Source organism: Poseidonocella sp. HB161398 (assembly GCF_005870025.1).
In the GTDB taxonomy this organism is placed as follows: domain Bacteria; phylum Pseudomonadota; class Alphaproteobacteria; order Rhodobacterales; family Rhodobacteraceae; genus Mangrovicoccus.
The window spans coordinates 130699-147462 of the sequence record NZ_VATA01000014.1; the positions used below are offsets into that span (position 1 = coordinate 130699).

The 16764-nt window shown below is 70.1% G+C and carries 13 protein-coding genes; 11 read left to right on the top strand and 2 right to left on the bottom strand.

The window, feature by feature from the left end; translation table 11 throughout:
* Positions 1 to 174: 174 nt before the first annotated feature.
* From FGX59_RS13330 to FGX59_RS13345, 4 genes are read left to right on the top strand one after another with little or no spacing between them, the layout of a single operon-like run.
* Positions 175 to 1056, top strand: coding sequence for a fumarylacetoacetate hydrolase family protein (locus FGX59_RS13330; RefSeq protein WP_138467054.1), 882 nt, complete (start codon positions 175 to 177; stop codon positions 1054 to 1056).
* The gene (locus tag FGX59_RS13335) at positions 1053 to 2279 is read left to right on the top strand and encodes an NAD(P)/FAD-dependent oxidoreductase (protein ID WP_138467056.1); all 1227 of its coding nucleotides are present in this window, start codon (positions 1053 to 1055) and stop codon (positions 2277 to 2279) included. The genes FGX59_RS13330 and FGX59_RS13335 overlap by 4 nt, the downstream gene beginning before the upstream one ends.
* Positions 2276 to 3760, top strand: coding sequence for a lyase family protein (locus tag FGX59_RS13340; protein WP_138467058.1), 1485 nt, complete (start codon positions 2276 to 2278; stop codon positions 3758 to 3760). Before FGX59_RS13335 ends, FGX59_RS13340 begins: the two co-directional genes overlap by 4 nt.
* Positions 3761 to 3775: 15 nt before the next feature.
* Positions 3776 to 4957: an MFS transporter gene (locus tag FGX59_RS13345; protein ID WP_138467059.1), complete on the top strand. Its 1182-nt coding sequence runs from the start codon at positions 3776 to 3778 to the stop codon at positions 4955 to 4957.
* 55 nt (positions 4958 to 5012) lie between these two features.
* On the opposite strand, the gene FGX59_RS13350 is transcribed toward FGX59_RS13345, so the two are convergent.
* Positions 5013 to 6566, bottom strand: a complete 1554-nt coding sequence (locus tag FGX59_RS13350; RefSeq protein ID WP_171060638.1) for an argininosuccinate lyase — start codon at positions 6564 to 6566, stop codon at positions 5013 to 5015.
* 10 nt (positions 6567 to 6576) lie between these two features.
* Positions 6577 to 8016 (bottom strand): aldehyde dehydrogenase family protein, encoded by a 1440-nt coding sequence (locus FGX59_RS13355; protein ID WP_138467063.1) that lies wholly within the window; start codon positions 8014 to 8016, stop codon positions 6577 to 6579.
* A 223-nt stretch (positions 8017 to 8239) separates the two neighbouring features.
* Here FGX59_RS13355 and FGX59_RS13360 point away from each other — a divergent pair, with 223 nt between their 5' ends.
* Genes FGX59_RS13360 through FGX59_RS13390 form a run of 7 tightly spaced genes read left to right on the top strand, consistent with a single transcriptional unit; the run spans position 8240 to position 16643 of the window.
* A complete protein-coding gene (locus FGX59_RS13360; protein ID WP_138467065.1) occupies positions 8240 to 9859 on the top strand; it encodes an ABC transporter substrate-binding protein in 1620 nt (539 codons plus the stop codon).
* On the top strand, positions 9856 to 10803 hold the full coding sequence (locus tag FGX59_RS13365; protein WP_138467067.1) for an ABC transporter permease: 948 nt from the start codon (positions 9856 to 9858) through the stop codon (positions 10801 to 10803). The genes FGX59_RS13360 and FGX59_RS13365 overlap by 4 nt, the downstream gene beginning before the upstream one ends.
* Positions 10800 to 11651 carry an ABC transporter permease gene (locus tag FGX59_RS13370; protein WP_138467069.1) on the top strand — a complete coding sequence of 284 codons (852 nt, stop codon included), beginning with the start codon at positions 10800 to 10802 and terminating at the stop codon, positions 11649 to 11651. Before FGX59_RS13365 ends, FGX59_RS13370 begins: the two co-directional genes overlap by 4 nt.
* On the top strand, positions 11651 to 13279 hold the full coding sequence (locus FGX59_RS13375; RefSeq protein WP_138467071.1) for an ABC transporter ATP-binding protein: 1629 nt from the start codon (positions 11651 to 11653) through the stop codon (positions 13277 to 13279). Before FGX59_RS13370 ends, FGX59_RS13375 begins: the two co-directional genes overlap by 1 nt.
* Positions 13272 to 15374, top strand: a complete 2103-nt coding sequence (locus tag FGX59_RS13380; RefSeq protein ID WP_240722435.1) for an NADH:flavin oxidoreductase — start codon at positions 13272 to 13274, stop codon at positions 15372 to 15374. Before FGX59_RS13375 ends, FGX59_RS13380 begins: the two co-directional genes overlap by 8 nt.
* 51 nt (positions 15375 to 15425) lie before the next feature.
* Positions 15426 to 16154, top strand: a complete 729-nt coding sequence (locus FGX59_RS13385) for a haloacid dehalogenase type II (RefSeq protein WP_138467073.1) — start codon at positions 15426 to 15428, stop codon at positions 16152 to 16154.
* Between the two features lie 9 nt (positions 16155 to 16163).
* Positions 16164 to 16643, top strand: coding sequence for an Lrp/AsnC family transcriptional regulator (locus tag FGX59_RS13390; RefSeq protein WP_138467075.1), 480 nt, complete (start codon positions 16164 to 16166; stop codon positions 16641 to 16643).
* The last annotated feature ends 121 nt before the right edge of the window (positions 16644 to 16764 follow it).

Below are 16764 nucleotides of genomic sequence, written 5' to 3' on the forward strand. Positions count from 1 at the left end.
TGCCGGTCATGCCCTGCTGGGCCTGTTTTGAATACAAAACGTAGGTGAATTCCGTAGTCAACATTTTTTTGGACGGAAGTAACCTATCAAAATGGCAATCGCCTCCTGATTAAGCATTCAGATTGACCGACACGGCTTCATTTTGTATTCAGAACGCGGACAAGGAGACCAAGTATGAAATATGTGAGCTTTCGACCTGCCGCTGATTCCGCCGCCGCCCCCCGGGCGGGCGCCCTGAGCGCGGACGGCACCGCCGTCCTGCCGCTCGACGGGCTGTGCCGCGGCGGCGACCTTCTCGACCTGATCGGGCGCGAGGCGGAGGCCGCGGAGATGGCCGCCGCCGCGGCCCCGCTGCCGCTCGACGAGGTCGTGCTGCTGGCGCCGCTGCCGCGCCCGGGCCGCAACCTCTTCTGCGTCGGCAAGAACTACCATGCCCATGCCGAGGAGTTTCACCGCTCGGGCTTCGACGCCTCCGCGGGCAAGGACGCCACGCCGGAATTTCCGATCATCTTCACCAAGGCGCCCAGCACCGTGACCGGCCCCGGCGCGCCGATTCCCTCCTGGCTCGACTACTCGGACAGCACCGATTACGAGGGCGAGCTGGCCGTCGTCATCGGCAAGGGCGGCCGCGGCATCGCGAAGGCGGCGGCGATGGACCATGTCTGGGGCTACACGGTCGCCAATGACGTCACCGCGCGGAACCTGCAGAAGGACCACCGCCAGTGGCTGATCGGCAAGTCGATCGACGGCTTCTGCCCGATGGGCCCCTGCATCACCCCCGCCGCCGACATTCCCGAGCTGGGCGAGATGCGCCTGACCACCCATGTCAACGGCGAGAAGCGGCAGGATGCGGTGCTGAAGGACCTGATCTTCGACATCCCCACCCTGATCGAGACGATTTCCCGCGTCATCACGCTGGAGCCCGGCGACATCATCCTGACCGGCACGCCCGAGGGCGTCGGCATCGGCATGGCCCCGCCGGTCTACCTGGTGCCCGGCGACACGGTGCGCGTCGAGATCAGCGGCATCGGCGCGCTGGAGAACCCGGTGGCATGACGCAGCGTTTCGTGATCATCGGCGCCGGACATGCCGGCGCCGCGGCGGCGCAGGAGCTGGCCAGGGCCGTGGCCTCCGGCGCGCTCGAGGCGGAGATCGCGCTGGTCGACGCCGATGCGGGCCTGCCCTACGAGCGCCCCGCCCTGTCCAAGGAATGGCTGACCGCCGAGACCTTCCCCGAGGCGGCGCCGCATGACTGGGCCGCGGCGGGCATCGCCTTCCATGGCGGCCGGCACGCGGAGCGAATCGATGCCGGTGCGCGCGAGGTCGCGCTGGCCGACGGCACGCGGCTGGGCTACGACCGGCTGCTTCTGGCGCCCGGCGGCACGCCGCGCCGCCTGCCGGTGCCCGGCGGCGAGGCCTGCCACGTGCTGCGCACCGCAGCCGATTCGCGGCTTCTCCATGCCGCCCTGCGCAAGGGCGGGCACCTGGCAGTGATCGGCGCCGGCGTGATCGGGCTCGAGACCGCCTCCTCCGCACGCAAGCTCGGGCTCGAGGTCACGGTGATCGAGGCCGGCGACCGGGTCATGGCGCGCAGCCTGCCGCCCGAGATCTCGGCGCTGCTGCAGGCGCGGCACGAGGCGGCCGGGGTGCAGTTCCTCTTTGGCGCCGCCATCACCGGCATCGCCACCCGGGCCGACGGCCGCCAGGTCGTCTCGCTGAAGGACGGCTCGGTCCTGGCCGCGGACCTCATGGTCGCGGGCATCGGCTTCGACGCCGACACCGCGCTGGCCGCGACGGCGGGGCTGAAGCTCGACCGCGGCATCCTGGTCGATGCCGACGGGCAGAGCTCGGTCCCGGGCATCTTCGCGGCCGGCGACGCCACGGTCTTTCCCGGCCCCTCGGGCGCGCCGCAATGCTGGCAGACCTGGCAGCATGCCCGCCGCCACGGCGCCCATGTCGCGCGCCGCATGGCCGGGCTCGCTTCGGACTACGCGCCGGTCCACTGGTTCTGGACCGACCAGCAGGGGCTGAACCTGCAGGTGCTGGGCGATCCGCTGGGCGCCGATGACTGCGTGCTGCGCGGCGCGCCGGAGAGACCGCAGACCCGGCTCTATCTCCGGGACGGCCGCATCGCCGGGGCCGTCATGATCGACCAGGGACGCGACACCCGCCCGGTCACCGCGCTGATCGAAAGCGGCGCCGTGGTGGAGAAGGGGCTTCTCGAAGACCCGTCCGTCCAGCTACGGTCGCTGAACGCAAGAAAGGCCGTCAACGCATGACCGACACCCCGCCGGGCCCGTTCCCCGCCCTCGCCCAGGCCCTGCCGGAGGATCCGGTGCGGCCCGAGACGGCACCGCATCTCCACGAGCTCGACCTGGCGCACATGGTCATGCTGGTGGAAAGCGAACTCGTCGCCCCCGAGACCGGGGCGACGATCCTGTCGACGCTGTTCGACACCGAGACCGAAGGCGTCTTCGACGCCCGCGACAGCGTGGGCGGCGGCAACCTGGCGGGCGAGCGGCTGGTGACGGCGCGGCTCGGCGCGGCGGTGGGCGGACAGCTCGGCCTGGCGCGCAGCCCGGCGGAACTGGCGGCGACCGGCTTCCGGCTCTTCGCCCGCGAGCGGCTGCTGGAACTGATGGAGGCGCTCTACCAGCTGCGCGAATCGCTGATCGGCTTCGCCGAGGCCCATGCCGGCGAGATCGTCGCCGCGCAGGTCCAGGGCGGACCGGCGCAGCCGACGACCTTCGGCCACTGGGCGCTGATGATCGACTCGGCGCTGACCCGCGACTCGGAGCGGCTGGTGGCGCTCTATGGCCGGGTGAACCGCTCGCCGGCCGGGGCAGGCAGCCTGGCAGGCGCCGACCTGCCGGTCCGGCGGCTGCGCACGGCCGAGCTCCTGGGCTTCGACGGGCTGGTCGAGAACACCTATGACGCGGTGGCGGGCCATGACCTGATGCTGGAATTCACCGGCGCGCTGGCGATCCTGACCCTGACCGCGGCGCGGCTGGCCGACGACCTGCTGCTCTGGGCGGGGCCGGGCCAGGGGCTGGTCTCGCTGCCCGGCGCGGCCGGGGGCGCGCGGCTGGGCCGCGATGCGGGCCCGGCGGTGCTGGGGCAGATCCGCATGCTCGCGGCACGCGCCCAGGGCGTTCTGGCCACCGCGACGCTGGCCGAGCGCGGCCCGACCGCGCTGGCGAATTTCGGCCGCGATGCCACCGAGCAGGCGGCCATCGACATCTCGGGCGCCGTGCTGGCGGAGCTTCCGCAGATCGCGGCGCTGCTGGGCGAGGTGCGGGTCGATGCCGGCCGCGCCGCGCGCCTCGCCGCGCGCGAATGGAGCCTGGCAATCGACCTGGCCGCCGCGCTCGGGCGGCATTGCGGCATGGCGCGCCACCGCGCCGAGCAGCTCGCCGAGGCGGTGATGCGCGACGGGCTGGCCCGCGGCACCGGGCCCGAGACGCTGACCGCCGCGGCGCTGGCCCGGGTCGCCTCCGAACTGGGCATGGCCGAGGCGCGGCTCTCGCAGGAGCAGATCGACGCCGCGCTCGATCCCCGCGCCTTCGTCGAGCGCCGCTCCGGCACGGGCGGGCCTGGTCCCGAGGGGCTGGCCCGCGGGCTGGTCTCGGCACAGTCGCGGATCCGGCTCGGCCGCAGCCGCCTCGCCGAGCGCCACCGCGCGCTGCAAGCGGCCCGCGCGGGCCTGCGCGCCGCCGCCGAGGGCCTGCTCCTTCAGCCGCGCAAGACCGCGCGCGCCTGACCGGGAGCAGACAGAATGACGGAGAAACGCCGGGACTGGCGGATGATCGTGCTGATCTCCGCCGTCCATTTCATCAGCCATGTCCATATCCTGGCCCTGCCGCCGCTATTTCCGCTCCTTCGCGCGGAATTCGGCACCTCCTACGCGACACTGGGCCTGCTGACGGTCGGCTACAACCTGGTCAGCGCGCTCTTGCAGACCCGCATGGGGCGGCTGACCGACCGGATCGGCGGCCTGCCGCTGCTGCATTTCGCGCTTGGCGGCGCTGCGGCCTGCTTCGTGCTGGCAACGCTGAGCCCCAGCTTCGCGGGACTGGCGCTCTGCATCGTCGCGGCCGGTATCGCCAATGCGGTCTTCCACCCGGCGGACATGTCGCTGCTGTCGAGCCATGTCTCCCTGGCGCGGCGCAGCACCGGCTTCGCGGTCCATTCGGTCGCGGGCACGGCCGGCTTTGCTGCCGCGCCGCTGCTGACCGGGGGGCTCGGGCTGGCCTTCGGCTGGCGCGCGGGGCTTCTCGCCGCGGCGGCGCTGTCGCTGATCGGCATCGCGGCGCTGATCCTTGCGCGCGGGGCGCTCTCGCCCGGGGCCGCGCCGCGGGCCGCCAAGGCCCGGCCGCAGGCGGCGGGGATCTGGCGGCAGGGCAGGTTCCAGCTGCAATTCGCGATCTTCGCCCTCTTCGGCGCGATCTCGGCGGGGCTTCAGGGCTTCCTGATCCCGGCCATGGCCCAGACCGGGCAGATGGCGGCGGGCATGGCGACCGCGCTGCTCTCGGCCTATCTGGCGGCCGCAACCGCAGGCGTGATCCTGGGCGGCGCGCTGTCCTCGCGCGCGGGGCCCGGGCGGGTGCTGCTGGCGGGCATGGGCGGATCGGGCCTGATCTGGCTGGCCGCGTCGCTGCCGGGCCTGCCGGCCATGGCGGTCTTCGGACTGGTCTGCGCGGCGGGGATCGGCAACGGGCTGGCGCTGCCCTCGCGCGACACGCTCCTGGCAGAGCAGGCAAGCGGGCCGGACCAGGCGGCGATCTTCGGCTTCGTCACCTCCGGGCTTTTCGTCGGCCAGATGCTGGCGCCGCTGGCGATCGGGCGGATGGTCGATCTGGGCCATGGCGGGCTGCTCTTCCCGGCGGTGGCGCTGCTGTCGCTGGCCGCACTGCTGGGCGGCCTGGCCCGCGAGCAGCGCGCGACGGCGGAGAGCTAACGCGCAGGCCCCGTGCCGGGACGGGCGGCGGGACGGCTTCGTGGCCGCCCCGCCCTCAGGCGAAGCGGTTCTCGGCCAGGGTGCGCTGCACGCTCGCCTGCAGCCGGGCCTCTGCCGCCGCCAGCTTCCCGCGCCAGCCGGCAATCGCCTGGGCCTCGGCACGCATCCGGCCCCCGGCGCTGCGGATCGCCTGGTCCATCGCCGCCGGTCCCGGCCCGCCGAAGGTCTCGCGCCGCCGCACGAAGGCACGCGCGTCAAGCGCCTTGGTAAGCGTGGCATCGTCCATCGTCACCATATGCGCGCCGCTGCGGCTGGCATAGGCGTTGAAATCCTCGGCCGTCACCTCGGTCGGGCTGATCCCCTGCTCGATGCAGTCGCGCACGAAGCCCGCCACCAGATTGTGCGCGCGGCGCCATTCGATCCGGTTGATCCGCACCAGCGCCCCGGCCAGATCGGTCACCGCCGCCCAGTAGGCATTGGCGTGATCCTCGGCCCGCCCGGCATTGACCACCATGTCGGCCAGCAGGTCGGGCAGCACCTCGAGCCGCTCGCGCAGCGCCACCACCAGCCCGCGCAGCATCCGGTCGGAATTCCGCCGCTCGATGATCGGGAAGCCGGTCGGGCCGCGTTCGGTGCCCTGCACCATGGCCAGCACCGCCTGCGACTGCGCCGAGAGGTTGCGCAGATCCTGCACCCCGTCGGGATTGCGCTTCTGCGGCATCATCGAGGAGATGCCGATGAACCAGTCGGGCAGCGTGATCAGGCTGTATTCCGTGGTCGCCCAGAGGAACAGATCCTCGGCCATCCGCGAGAGCGTGTAGCAGAGCAGGTTCAGCACCGAGGCGAATTCCATCTCCAGGTCGTGGCTGAGCGCCGCGTCGAGCGTGTTCGCCACCACCCCGTCGAAGCCGAGGAACTCCGCCACGCGGCGCCGGTCGATCGGGAATTCGGTGCCCGACATGATGCCCGCGCCCGCGGGGCTGAAATTCACCCGCTCGCAAAGCGCGGCCAGCCGGTCGCCGTCGCGCGCCAGCGCATCATGGTACATCATCGCCCAGAGCGCGACGGTGATCGGCTGGGCGTGCTGGCCATGGGTATTGCCGGGCAGCACCACCTCGGCATGCTCGCGGGCAAAGCCCGCCAGCGCCTCGCGCAGCCCCAGGATCCCCTCGCGCAGCCCCAGGATCTGGTCGCGGGCATACATCCGGAAGGAAATCGCCGAGAGATCGCCCGACGAGCGCGCCAGCCCGATCGCCCCGCCGATCTCGGAGCCGTGGACCTGCGTCAGGTACTTCTCGGCCGCGTGGTTGCCCCCGCCCGCGGCGCGGCGGCACTCGGCCATGCCGCGCTCCTGCATCCCCGCGAGCCCCCGGAGCACGCCGAGCGCGATCTCCGCGGGCAGGATGCCGCGCTCGCCCAGCATCGTCACATGCGCCAGGTCGTAGGAGTGGATGAAGGCCGCCGTCTCCTCGACGAAGGCCTCCTTGTAGCTGTCCATATAGGCCGGGGGCGCGGTGCGGCGCATGGCCTCCGGCGGCTTGGTCTGCGGCCGGATGTTGCGGAACCCCGCAGGCGCCGGCGCCCGTTCCGGCAGGGCGTCTTCCTCCATGCGCTCCTCCTCACTCATCGCCATGGCCGATCAATGCACTGTATTCGAGGAATTCCTCAAGCCCGTAGCGGCCCTGTTCGCGGCCGTTTCCGGACTGGCCGAAACCGCCGAAGGGCGCGGTGCGGTCGAGCACCGGGTAGTTCAGGTGCACCCGTCCGGCGCGCAGGCGGCGGCCGACGGCGCGGACCCGCTCCAGGTCGCGGCCCTGCACATAGGCCGCCAGCCCGTAGACCGTGCCATTGGCGATGCGGATCGCGTCCTCCTCGTCGGCATAGCCGAGGATCGACAGGACGGGGCCGAAGATCTCCTCCTGCGCGATGGTCATCTGCGGGGTGACATCGGCGAAGACGGTGGGGCGGACATAGGCGCCGGTCGACAGCCCCTCGGGCAGGCCCGGCCCGCCGACTGCCAGGCGCGCGCCCTCGGCGACGCCGCTCTCGATATAGGCCTGGATGCGGCGCCATTGCGCGGCGCCCGCGACCGGGCCCAGATCGGTGGAGGGATCGCGCGGATCGCCGACCTTGAAGGCGGCGGCGGTTTCGGCCGCGATCGCCGCGGCCTCCTCCATGCGCGCCTGCGGCACCAGCATGCGGCTCGGCGCCGAGCAGGCCTGGCCGGAATTGGCGAAGCAGCCCTTGACGCCCTTGGCCACGGCCTCGGCGAAATCGGCGTCGGACAGCAGGATGTTGGCCGACTTGCCGCCCAGCTCCAGCCCGACGCGCTTGATGGTCGGCGCGGCATTGCGCGACACCGCCACGCCTGCGCGGGTGGAACCGGTGAAGGAGACCATGTCGACGCCCGGATGGGAAGAGAGCGCCGCGCCCGCGCCGTCGCCATCGCCGTTGAGCAGGTTGAAGAGCCCCGGCGGCACGCCTGCCTCGTCGAGGATCTCGGCGATGATGCGGGCATTGCCCGGCGCGATCTCGGAGGGCTTCAGGATCACCGCGCAGCCCGCGGCCAGCGCCGGGGCGACCTTGATGACGATCTGGTTGACCGGCACGTTCCAGGGCGTGATCAGCGCCGCGACCCCGATCGGCACCCGGGTGACCAGCGTGCCGTTGCGGATCCATTCGAAGTCGAAGCTCTCCAGCTCCTCGCAGAGGATGCGGATATGCGCGCCGCCCGCCGCGGCATGGCCGTTGCGCGCATAGCCGATCGGCACGCCGATCTCGGCCGAGATGGCCTGGGCCAGATCCTCCTGGCGGCGGTCCATGATGTCGGCGATGCGGTGGAGCATGGCGATCCGGGCGGGCAGATCCATGCCCTCGGGGCCGTTCTGCCGCTCGAAAGCGCGCCGCGCCGCGGAAACTGCGGCCTCGACGTCTTCCTCTGTCGCCAGCGCGACATGGCCGATCACCTCGTAGCGCGCGGGGTCGACGATTTCGCGGGAGAGGCCGCCCTTTGACGCAACCCATTGTCCGTCAATGTAGAATTCTCTCTGGTCCATCATTTTTCCGTCTGCCTCAACTGCTTTTCCGGGAAAACCCTAGCGCGCGCCCGGCGACGGGTTCCCGCAAAGCTGCACCGCAGAACACTATTTTCCGGCAGTTTCCGCGGGGGATTCAGTGAATTCCGTCGCCGGGGCTTGGGCAGGATGATCCTGCAGACAGGGCGCGGCGCCCGCCGAGGGCAGCCGCAGACAAAGACAAGCCCGGCCGAACATGGAGGTTCCGATGCGTGACTCTGGACGCGACCCAGCCCTCGCCCCCCGCGACATGGCGCGGCTTCGACAGCAGATGAGCCGGGGCGCGACCCGGCGCGACGTGATGCGGATGCTCACCGCCTCCGGCATGACGATCGCCGCGGCCGGGATGCTGGCCACGCGCGCGACCCGCGCCCATGCCGCCGCCCCGCAGCGCGGCGGCGACCTGCGGGTGGCGGGCTCGTCCTCGTCCACCTCCGAGACGCTCGACCCGGCCCGCTTCGGCAAGGGCACGGACTATGCGCGCGGCTTCATGATCTATAACGGCCTGACCCGGCTCGACGGCGATCTGGCCCCGCAGCCCGAGCTTGCCACCAGCTGGGACAGCGCCGACGGCCGCGTCTGGGTGTTCAAGCTGCGCAGCGGCGTCACCTTCCATGACGGCCGCCCCTTCACCGCCGAGGATGCCGTCTGGTCGGTGCTGCGCCACAACGACCCCGAGACCGCCTCGCGCGCCCGCGCCTATACCGGCGCTATCGCCGAGGCCGTGGCCAGCGGCCCGCTGGAGCTCACCGTCACGCTGAGCGAGCCGAATTACGACCTGCCGGTGATCTTCGGCACCTTCAACCTGATGATTGTCCCGGCGGGCACCACGGATTTCTCCAGGGGCATCGGCACCGGCCCCTACCGGCTGACCGAGTTCGAGCCGGGCGTCCGCTCGGTTGCCGTGCGCAACGAGAACTACTGGAAGGACGGGCTGCAGCATGTCGACACGATCGAGTATTTCGGCCTGCCCGACGAAAGCTCGCGGCTGAACGCGCTGCGCGCCGGCGAGATCCACCTGACCACCGGGATCAACCCCCGCTCCTCGAAGCTGATCGAGCGCGACAGGGGGATCGAGCTTTTCGTCACCCGCTCGGGCACCTTCTCGGATCTCTACATGCAGAAGACCGACGCCACCGTCGGCTCGGAGGATTTCGCCGCCGGGATCAAGGCGCTGCTGCCGCGCGACGTGATCCGCTCCTCGATCTACCGCGATTTCGCGGAGATCGGGAACGACCAGCCGATCGCGCCCTCGATGAAGTATTTCGACGACGGGCTGGCGCCGAGCGGGCACGACCCCGAAAAGGCCGTCTACCACCTGAAGAAGGCCGGGGTGATGGGCCAGGCGATCCCGCTCGTCGCCTCCGCGGGCGTGGGCAACACGCTCGACATGGCGCTGATCCTGCAGCAGGCGGCGCAGGAGGCGGGGCTGCAGATCGACGTGCAGCGCGTGCCGGTCGACGGCTACTGGTCGAATGTCTGGATGAAGCGGCCCTTCGGCTTCGGCACGATCACCCAGCGGCCGACTGCCGACATGATCTTCTCGCTCTGCTACAAGTCCGACGGGCCCTACAACTCGTCGAAATGGCAGGATCCGAAATTCGACCAGCTGCTGCTGGCGGCGCGCTCGGAGCGCGACGAGACGGTGCGCGCGCAGCACTATGCCGACATGCAGGCGCTGGTGCGCGACGGGGCCGGCACGGCGATCCCGGTCTTCTTCTCCAATATCGACGCGCATTCGGCCGCGCTGAAGGGGCTGGAGCCGATCCCGACCGGCAACATGATGGGCTATGCCTTCGCCGAGAATGTCTGGCTCGACCCGGCATGACGCGCCTGATTGCCAAACGGCTCCTGCTGGGGCTCTTGACGCTGTGGCTGGTGGCGACGCTGGTCTTCGCGGTCAGCGGCGCGCTGCCGGGCGATGCCGCCGCCTCGATCCTGGGGCAGGACGCCACCGCCGAGACGCTCGCCGCGCTGCGGGCGCAGATGGGGCTCGACGACCCGCTGGCGCTGCGCTACGCGCATTGGCTGGGCGGGATCCTGCAAGGCGATTTCGGCCTGTCGCTGGCCAATGGCCGCCCGGTGGCCGAGGTGATCGGCACGCGGCTGCCCAATTCGCTGCTGCTGGCGGGGCTCTCGACGCTGGTGGCGATCCCGGTCTCGCTGGCGCTCGGCATCGCCTCGGCGATGCGCCCCGACAGCGTCTTCGACCGGCTGACCACCTTCCTGTCGGTGCTGGCGCTTTCCACCCCGTCCTTCCTGATCGCGACGCTGACCGTGCTGGTCTTCTCGGTCTGGTCGGGGCTGCTGCCCGCGCTGTCGAATATCGACCGCGCCGAGGGCTTCGGCGGCACGCTGCGGGTCATGGCGCTGCCGGTGCTGGCGCTGTCGCTCTCGGTGATCGGACAGATGGCGCGGATGACCCGCGCGATCCTGATCGGCGCGCTGAGCGAGCCCTATGTCGAGACCGCGATCCTCAAGGGCACCTCGCCGCTGCGCGCCGCGATCCTGCATGCGCTGCCGAACATGGCCGGGCCGATCGTCAATGCCTCGGCGCTGAGCCTCAACGCGCTGATCTCGGGCGTGGTCTTCGTCGAGGTGATCTTCGCCTATCCGGGCCTCACCAAGCTGATGGTGGACAGCGTCGCCACCCGCGACCTGCCGGTGATGCAGGCCTGCGCGCTGATCTTCTGCGCGGGCTTCCTGATCCTGGTGCTGGTCGCCGACATCGTCGCCATCCTGGCCAATCCCAGACTGAGGAGCGCAGGATGATCGGCGCCCGTTCCCTTCCCCGCCCGCTCCGCCTGCGCCGTCCGGGCGGCTGGCCGCTCCTGTCGCTGGCCGGCGCGGCGGTCTTCGCCTTCTGGGCCGGGATCGCGGTCTTCGGCGGCCTGCTGGCGCCGCATGCCCCCGGCGAATTCGTCGATAGCTGGGACACGCTGGCGCCGGTCTCGGCGCAGTACCCGCTCGGCACCGACTATCTCGGCCGGGACGTGCTGTCGCGGATCATGGCGGGCGCCAAGTACACGGTCGGCCTGCCCTTCCTGACCGCGGGGCTGGCGCTTTTCGCCGGGCTGGTGCTGGGCGTCTCGGCGACGCTGATGCGCGACGCCTTCGACACCGCGCTGAGCTGGCTGATGGACACGTTCAACTCGCTGCCCTCGACGATCTTCGCGATGGTGGCGGTGGCGGGGTTCGGCACCTCGATCCCGGTGCTGGCGACGGTCATCACCGTGCTCTACATCCCGTCGGCCTACCGCAATGTCCGCGCCGCCGCGCAGACCGTCAGCCGGCTCGATTTCATCGACGCCGCCCGGGTGCGCGGCGAAAGCAGCCTCTACATCATCTTCCGCGAGATCCTGCCGAACATCCTGCCGAACCTGCTGACGCATTTCGGGATCATGTTCATCTACATCGCGCTGCTGCTTTCGGGGCTGTCCTTCCTCGGGCTCGGCATCCAGCCGCCCGAAGCGGACTGGGGCGCGCTCGTCGCCGAGAACATGGTCGGGCTCTCCTATGGCGCGCCCGCGGTCTTCGCCCCGGCGCTGTGCCTGATCTCGCTGACCGTCTCGATGACCCTCATGGTCGACGCGGTGTCCCGCCGCAGGAAGGAGCCGTGATGCAGGACCGTCCCTTCATCGAGGTCCGGGGCCTCACCATCACCGCCGGGCGCGACCGGCGCCAGATCGTCCGCGATGTCAGCTTCACCGCGGAAAAGGGCGAGGTCGTCGCCCTGATCGGCGAGAGCGGCTCGGGCAAGTCGACCATCGCGCTGTCGCTGATGGGCTATGCCCGGCCGGGCTGCACCATCGCCGGGGGCACGATCCGCGTCGCCGGGCAGGACGTGCGCGCGCTCGACGCGGCTGGGCTGCGGCGGTTCCGCGGCAAGACAGTCTCCTACGTGGCGCAATCCGCGGCGGCGGCCTTCAACCCGGGCTGGCGCATCCGCAGCCAGATCGTCGAGGCGGCGACGCTGCACGGCACGATGGGCAAGGCCGAGGCGGCCGGCCGGGAGGCGGCGCTGATGGAGACGCTCGCCCTGCCCGATCCGGCGCAGATCGGCGCGCGCTATCCCCATCAGGTCTCGGGCGGGCAGCTGCAGCGGATGATGGCCGCCATGGCGATGATCAACGCGCCCGAGGTCATCATCTTCGACGAGCCGACCACCGCGCTCGACGTCACCACCCAGGTCGAGGTGCTGCGCGCCTTCAAGGCGATGGTGAAGGAGCAGGGCGTGACCGCGATCTATGTCAGCCACGACCTGGGCGTGGTGGCGCAGATGGCCGACCGCATCCTGGTGCTGAAGGATGGCGAGGTGATGGAGAATGCCGAGGCCGGCGAGCTGCTGGAACGGCCCCGCGCGGCCTTCACCAAGGGGCTGCTCGAGGCCTCGCGGCCGCGGCGGCTGGAGCTGCCCGAGGCGCCCGCGGACGCGCCGCCGGTGCTCGAGGTGCAGGGGATCACCGCGGGCTATGGCGGCACCGGCCCGGACGGGCTGCCGCTCTATCCGGTGCTCCACGATATTGGCTTCTCGATCCCGCGCGGCCGCACGCTGGGGCTGATCGGCGAAAGCGGCTCGGGCAAGTCGACGCTCGGCCGGGTGCTGGCCGGGCTGGTCCCGGCGGCGAAGGGCAGCGCGCTGATCAACGGCCGCGAGCTCGACCTGCGCGATGCCGCCCGGCGGCGGCGGCAGGACCGGCGCGAGCTGCAGATCGTCTTCCAGATGGCCGACACCGCGCTGAACCCGCGCCAGAGCGTCGCCGAGATCCTCGGCCGGCCGCTGGGCTTCTACCACGGGCTGCGCGGCCAGGCGCGGACCGGCCGGGTGGCCGAGCTGCTCGACATGGTGCGGCTGCCGCGGCACCTGGCCCAGGCGGGGCCGCGCGCGCTTTCGGGCGGGCAGAAGCAGCGGGTGAACCTGGCCCGCACGCTTGCCGCCGAGCCCGCGCTGGTGATCTGCGACGAGGTCACCTCGGCGCTCGACACGGTGGTCGCCAATGCGGTGGTCGAACTGCTGGTGGAGCTCCAGCGCGAGCTGGGCCTCTCCTACCTCTTCATCAGCCACGACCTCGGCAAGGTCGAGGCGATGTGCAGCGAAGTCATGGTGCTGTGGAAGGGCCGCGAGGTGGAGCGCGCCGCGCGCGACAGCCTGACCCGCGACCCGCAGCACCCCTATACCAAGGAACTGGTCCGCGCCGTGCCGCAGCTGCGCCGCGGCTGGCTGGAAGAGGTCACGGCCCATGGCTGAGACCCTCCACGGACCGAGAACGGAGCCCGAGATGAACATCCAGACCCAGCAGGACAAGGCGCAGAGCCGGACGCGCGATCCCCTGCTGAGCGAATTCCGCCTGAAGCACCTGGTGATGCGCAACCGCATCATCTCGACCTCGCATGCGGCGACGGCGGGCGGCGGCGGCTATCCGCGCGAGCAGTACCAGGCCTATCACGAGGAGAAGGCCAAGGGCGGGCTGGCCATGACCATGATCGGCGGCTCCTCGCAGGTCAGCCCGGATTCGAACTGGGGCGGCAACCAGATGGATGTCAGCCATGACGACGTCATCCCGTACCTGCAGCAGATGTCGGAGCGCGTGCACCGCCATGGCGCGCATATCATGTGCCAGATCAGCCATCTGGGCCGCCGCGCGGATGCCACGGCCAGCCAGTGGCTGCCCGCGCAGGGCCCCTCGCGGATGCGCGAGATGCGCCACCGGGCGGTCAGCCACGAGATCGAGGAGGCCGACATCTTCCGCATCATCCGCGACTACGCGGCGGCGGCGCGGCGGCTGAAGGAGGGCGGCTTCGACGGCTGCGAGACGCTGGCGGGCGGGCACCTGATCGGCCAGTTCCTGTCGCCGCTGACCAACCACCGCAGCGACCGCTGGGGCGGCTCCGTGCAGAACCGGACGCGCTTCGCCATCGCCGTCCATGACGCGATCCGCGCCGAGGTGGGCGACGATTTCGTGGTCGGCATGCGCTATGTGGTGGACGAGGGCGACGGCACCGGGCTGAGCTTCGAGGACTGCGTGGAGATCGCCGGCATCCTGCAGCGCGAGACCACGATCGACTTCTTCAACTGCATCTTCGGCAAGATGGATACCGGGCTGGCGCTGGTCGAGCACAACATGCCCAACATGGCGCGGCCGATGGCGCCCTTCCTCCGCCAGGTCGGCCAGTTCAAGGCGGAGGTCAAGCTGCCGGTCTTCCATGCCGCGCGCATCCCGGACCTTGAAACCGCGCGCTACGCCATCTCCGAGGGGCTGCTGGATCTCGTCGGCATGACCCGCGCCCATATCGCCGATCCCTATATCGTGCGGAAGCTGGAGCGCGGCGAGGCCGACCGCATCCGGCCCTGCATCGGCAGCTCGCACTGCCTCTACCGGCTGGGGAACTGCATCCACAACGCCTCCTCGAACCGCGAATTCAAGCTGCCCCATATCGTGCCGCCCGCCCCGGCGACGAAGAAGGCCGTGGTGGTCGGCGGCGGCCCGGCCGGGCTGGAGGCCGCGCGCGTCCTGGCCGAGCGCGGCCACGATGTCGTGCTCTTCGAGGCGGGCGCCAGGCTCGGCGGGCAGATCCGCCTGGCCGCGCTGGCCGGCTGGCGGCGCGACCTGATCGCCATCGTCGACTGGCGCGAGGCGGAGCTGGAGACGCTCGGCGTGAGCGTGCGCACCAATGTCTTCGCCGGCGCGGAGGAGATCGCGGCCGAGGCGCCGGACGTGGTCATCATGGCGACCGGCGGGCTACCCGACACGACCGTGCCCGAAGGCGGCGAGGAGCTGGTCAAGTCGACCTGGGACGCGCTGTCCGAGCCGCAATCGGTCGGCCGCCGGGTGCTGGTCGTCGACGGCACCGGCCGCCACCAGGCGCCCTCGACCGCGCTGGCGCTTGCCGAAGCGGGCCGCGACGTGCATCTGGTGACGGTGGACGAGTTCATGGCCGCCGAAATGGAATACCAGTCGCGCATCACCTACCGCAAGAAGCTGGCCCAGCATCACGCGCGGGTCGATATCGACCTCGAGATCCTGAAGGTGGAGCGCGAGGGCAACGGGCTGAAGGCGACGCTCGGCCATATGCTGACCGGCGAGCGGATCGAGATCCTGGCCGATGACGTGATCGTCGATTGCGGCTCGGTCCCCTTCGACGAGCTCTACCGCGAGATGCGCGGCGCCGCGGCCAATGGCGGCACGACGCATCTGGACGAATTGCTGGCGCTGCAGCCGCAGCCCGGCACCCCCGTCCCCAGCACGGGCGGCTACGCGATGCACCAGATCGGCGACGCCACCGCCTCGCGCTCCATCCATGCGGCGATCTACGACGCCTTCCGCCTTTGCCTGGCGATCTGAACGCCGGCATGATGCAACAGACACCAACGACTTGCCACGAGTGAAAGACCCATGAACCTTCAAGACTTCAAAATCCTGACCTTCGATGTCTACGGCACGCTGATCGACTGGGAGACCGGCATGTTCGAGGGGCTGCGCCCGCTCTTCGAACGGCTTCCCGAAGCGCCCGGCCGCGACAAGGTGCTGGAAACGCACGCCTTCCACGAAAGCACCCAGCAGGCGCTGACCCCGGCCATGCCCTATTCGCGGCTCCTGGCCACGGTCTACCGCCGCATCGCCGAGGAATGGGGCATCCCGGTGACCTGGGCGGAATGCGAGACCTACGGGAATTCGGTCGAGTACTGGCCCGCCTTCGCCGACAGCGCCGGCGCGCTGCAGTACCTGCAGAAGTACTACAAGCTGGCCGTGCTCTCGAATGTCGATGCCAGGAGCTTCGCCCATTCCAACGACAAGCTGGGCGTGACCTTCGATTTCGTCTATACCGCCGAGGATATCGGCTCCTACAAGCCGTCGGACCGCAATTTCGACTACATGATCTCGCAGCTCGACCGGATGGGCTATGCCAAATCCGACATCCTGCATACGGCGGAAAGCATGTTCCACGACCACCAGCCTGCCAACCGGCACGGGCTGACCTCGGCCTGGATCTACCGCCGCCATGACAAGGAAGGCTTCGGCGCCACGATGAATCCGGGCGAGATGCCGAAATACGACTTCCGCTTCAACTCGATGGCCGAACTGGTCCAGGCCCATCAGAAGCAGATGTCGCTAGCCTCCTGAGGAGAGACCTTGTCGCTCAAGCTTGACCAGATCGACATCAGGATCCTGAGCGAGCTGATGAAGAACGGGCGGATATCCAATGTCCGCCTGTCCGAGCATGTCGGGCTTTCGGCCTCGCCCTGCATCCAGCGGATCAAGCGCATGGAAGCGCAGGGCATCATCTCGGGCTACGGCGCCTTCGTCGATGTCTCGAAGATCTCGAACACGATCACGGTCTTTACCGAATTCACGCTATCCGACCACCGCAGGGATCTTTTCGCGCGGTTCGAAAACGAGATCGCGCGGATTCCGCAGGTTACGGAATGCCACCTGATTTCCGGCGGCTACGACTATCTGGTGAAATTCACCGCGCGAAATGTGCAGGATTACCACGAAATGGCCGAGGCCCTGCTGGAGCGAAATATCGGCATCTCGCAGTATTTCAGCTACATCGTGATAAAGTCCCCGGTGCAGCGCTATGCACTGCCCCTGCAGGATCTTCTGGAGTGATCCCGGCAGGGGGCCGCGCCCGCGGCCCCTAGGCTCAGGACTCGTTCCGACTCACAGCCAGAAGATGACGGTTGCGGCGAGTGCGATCGCCGAGAAGAAGGTCTTCGGGCATCGGTCGTAC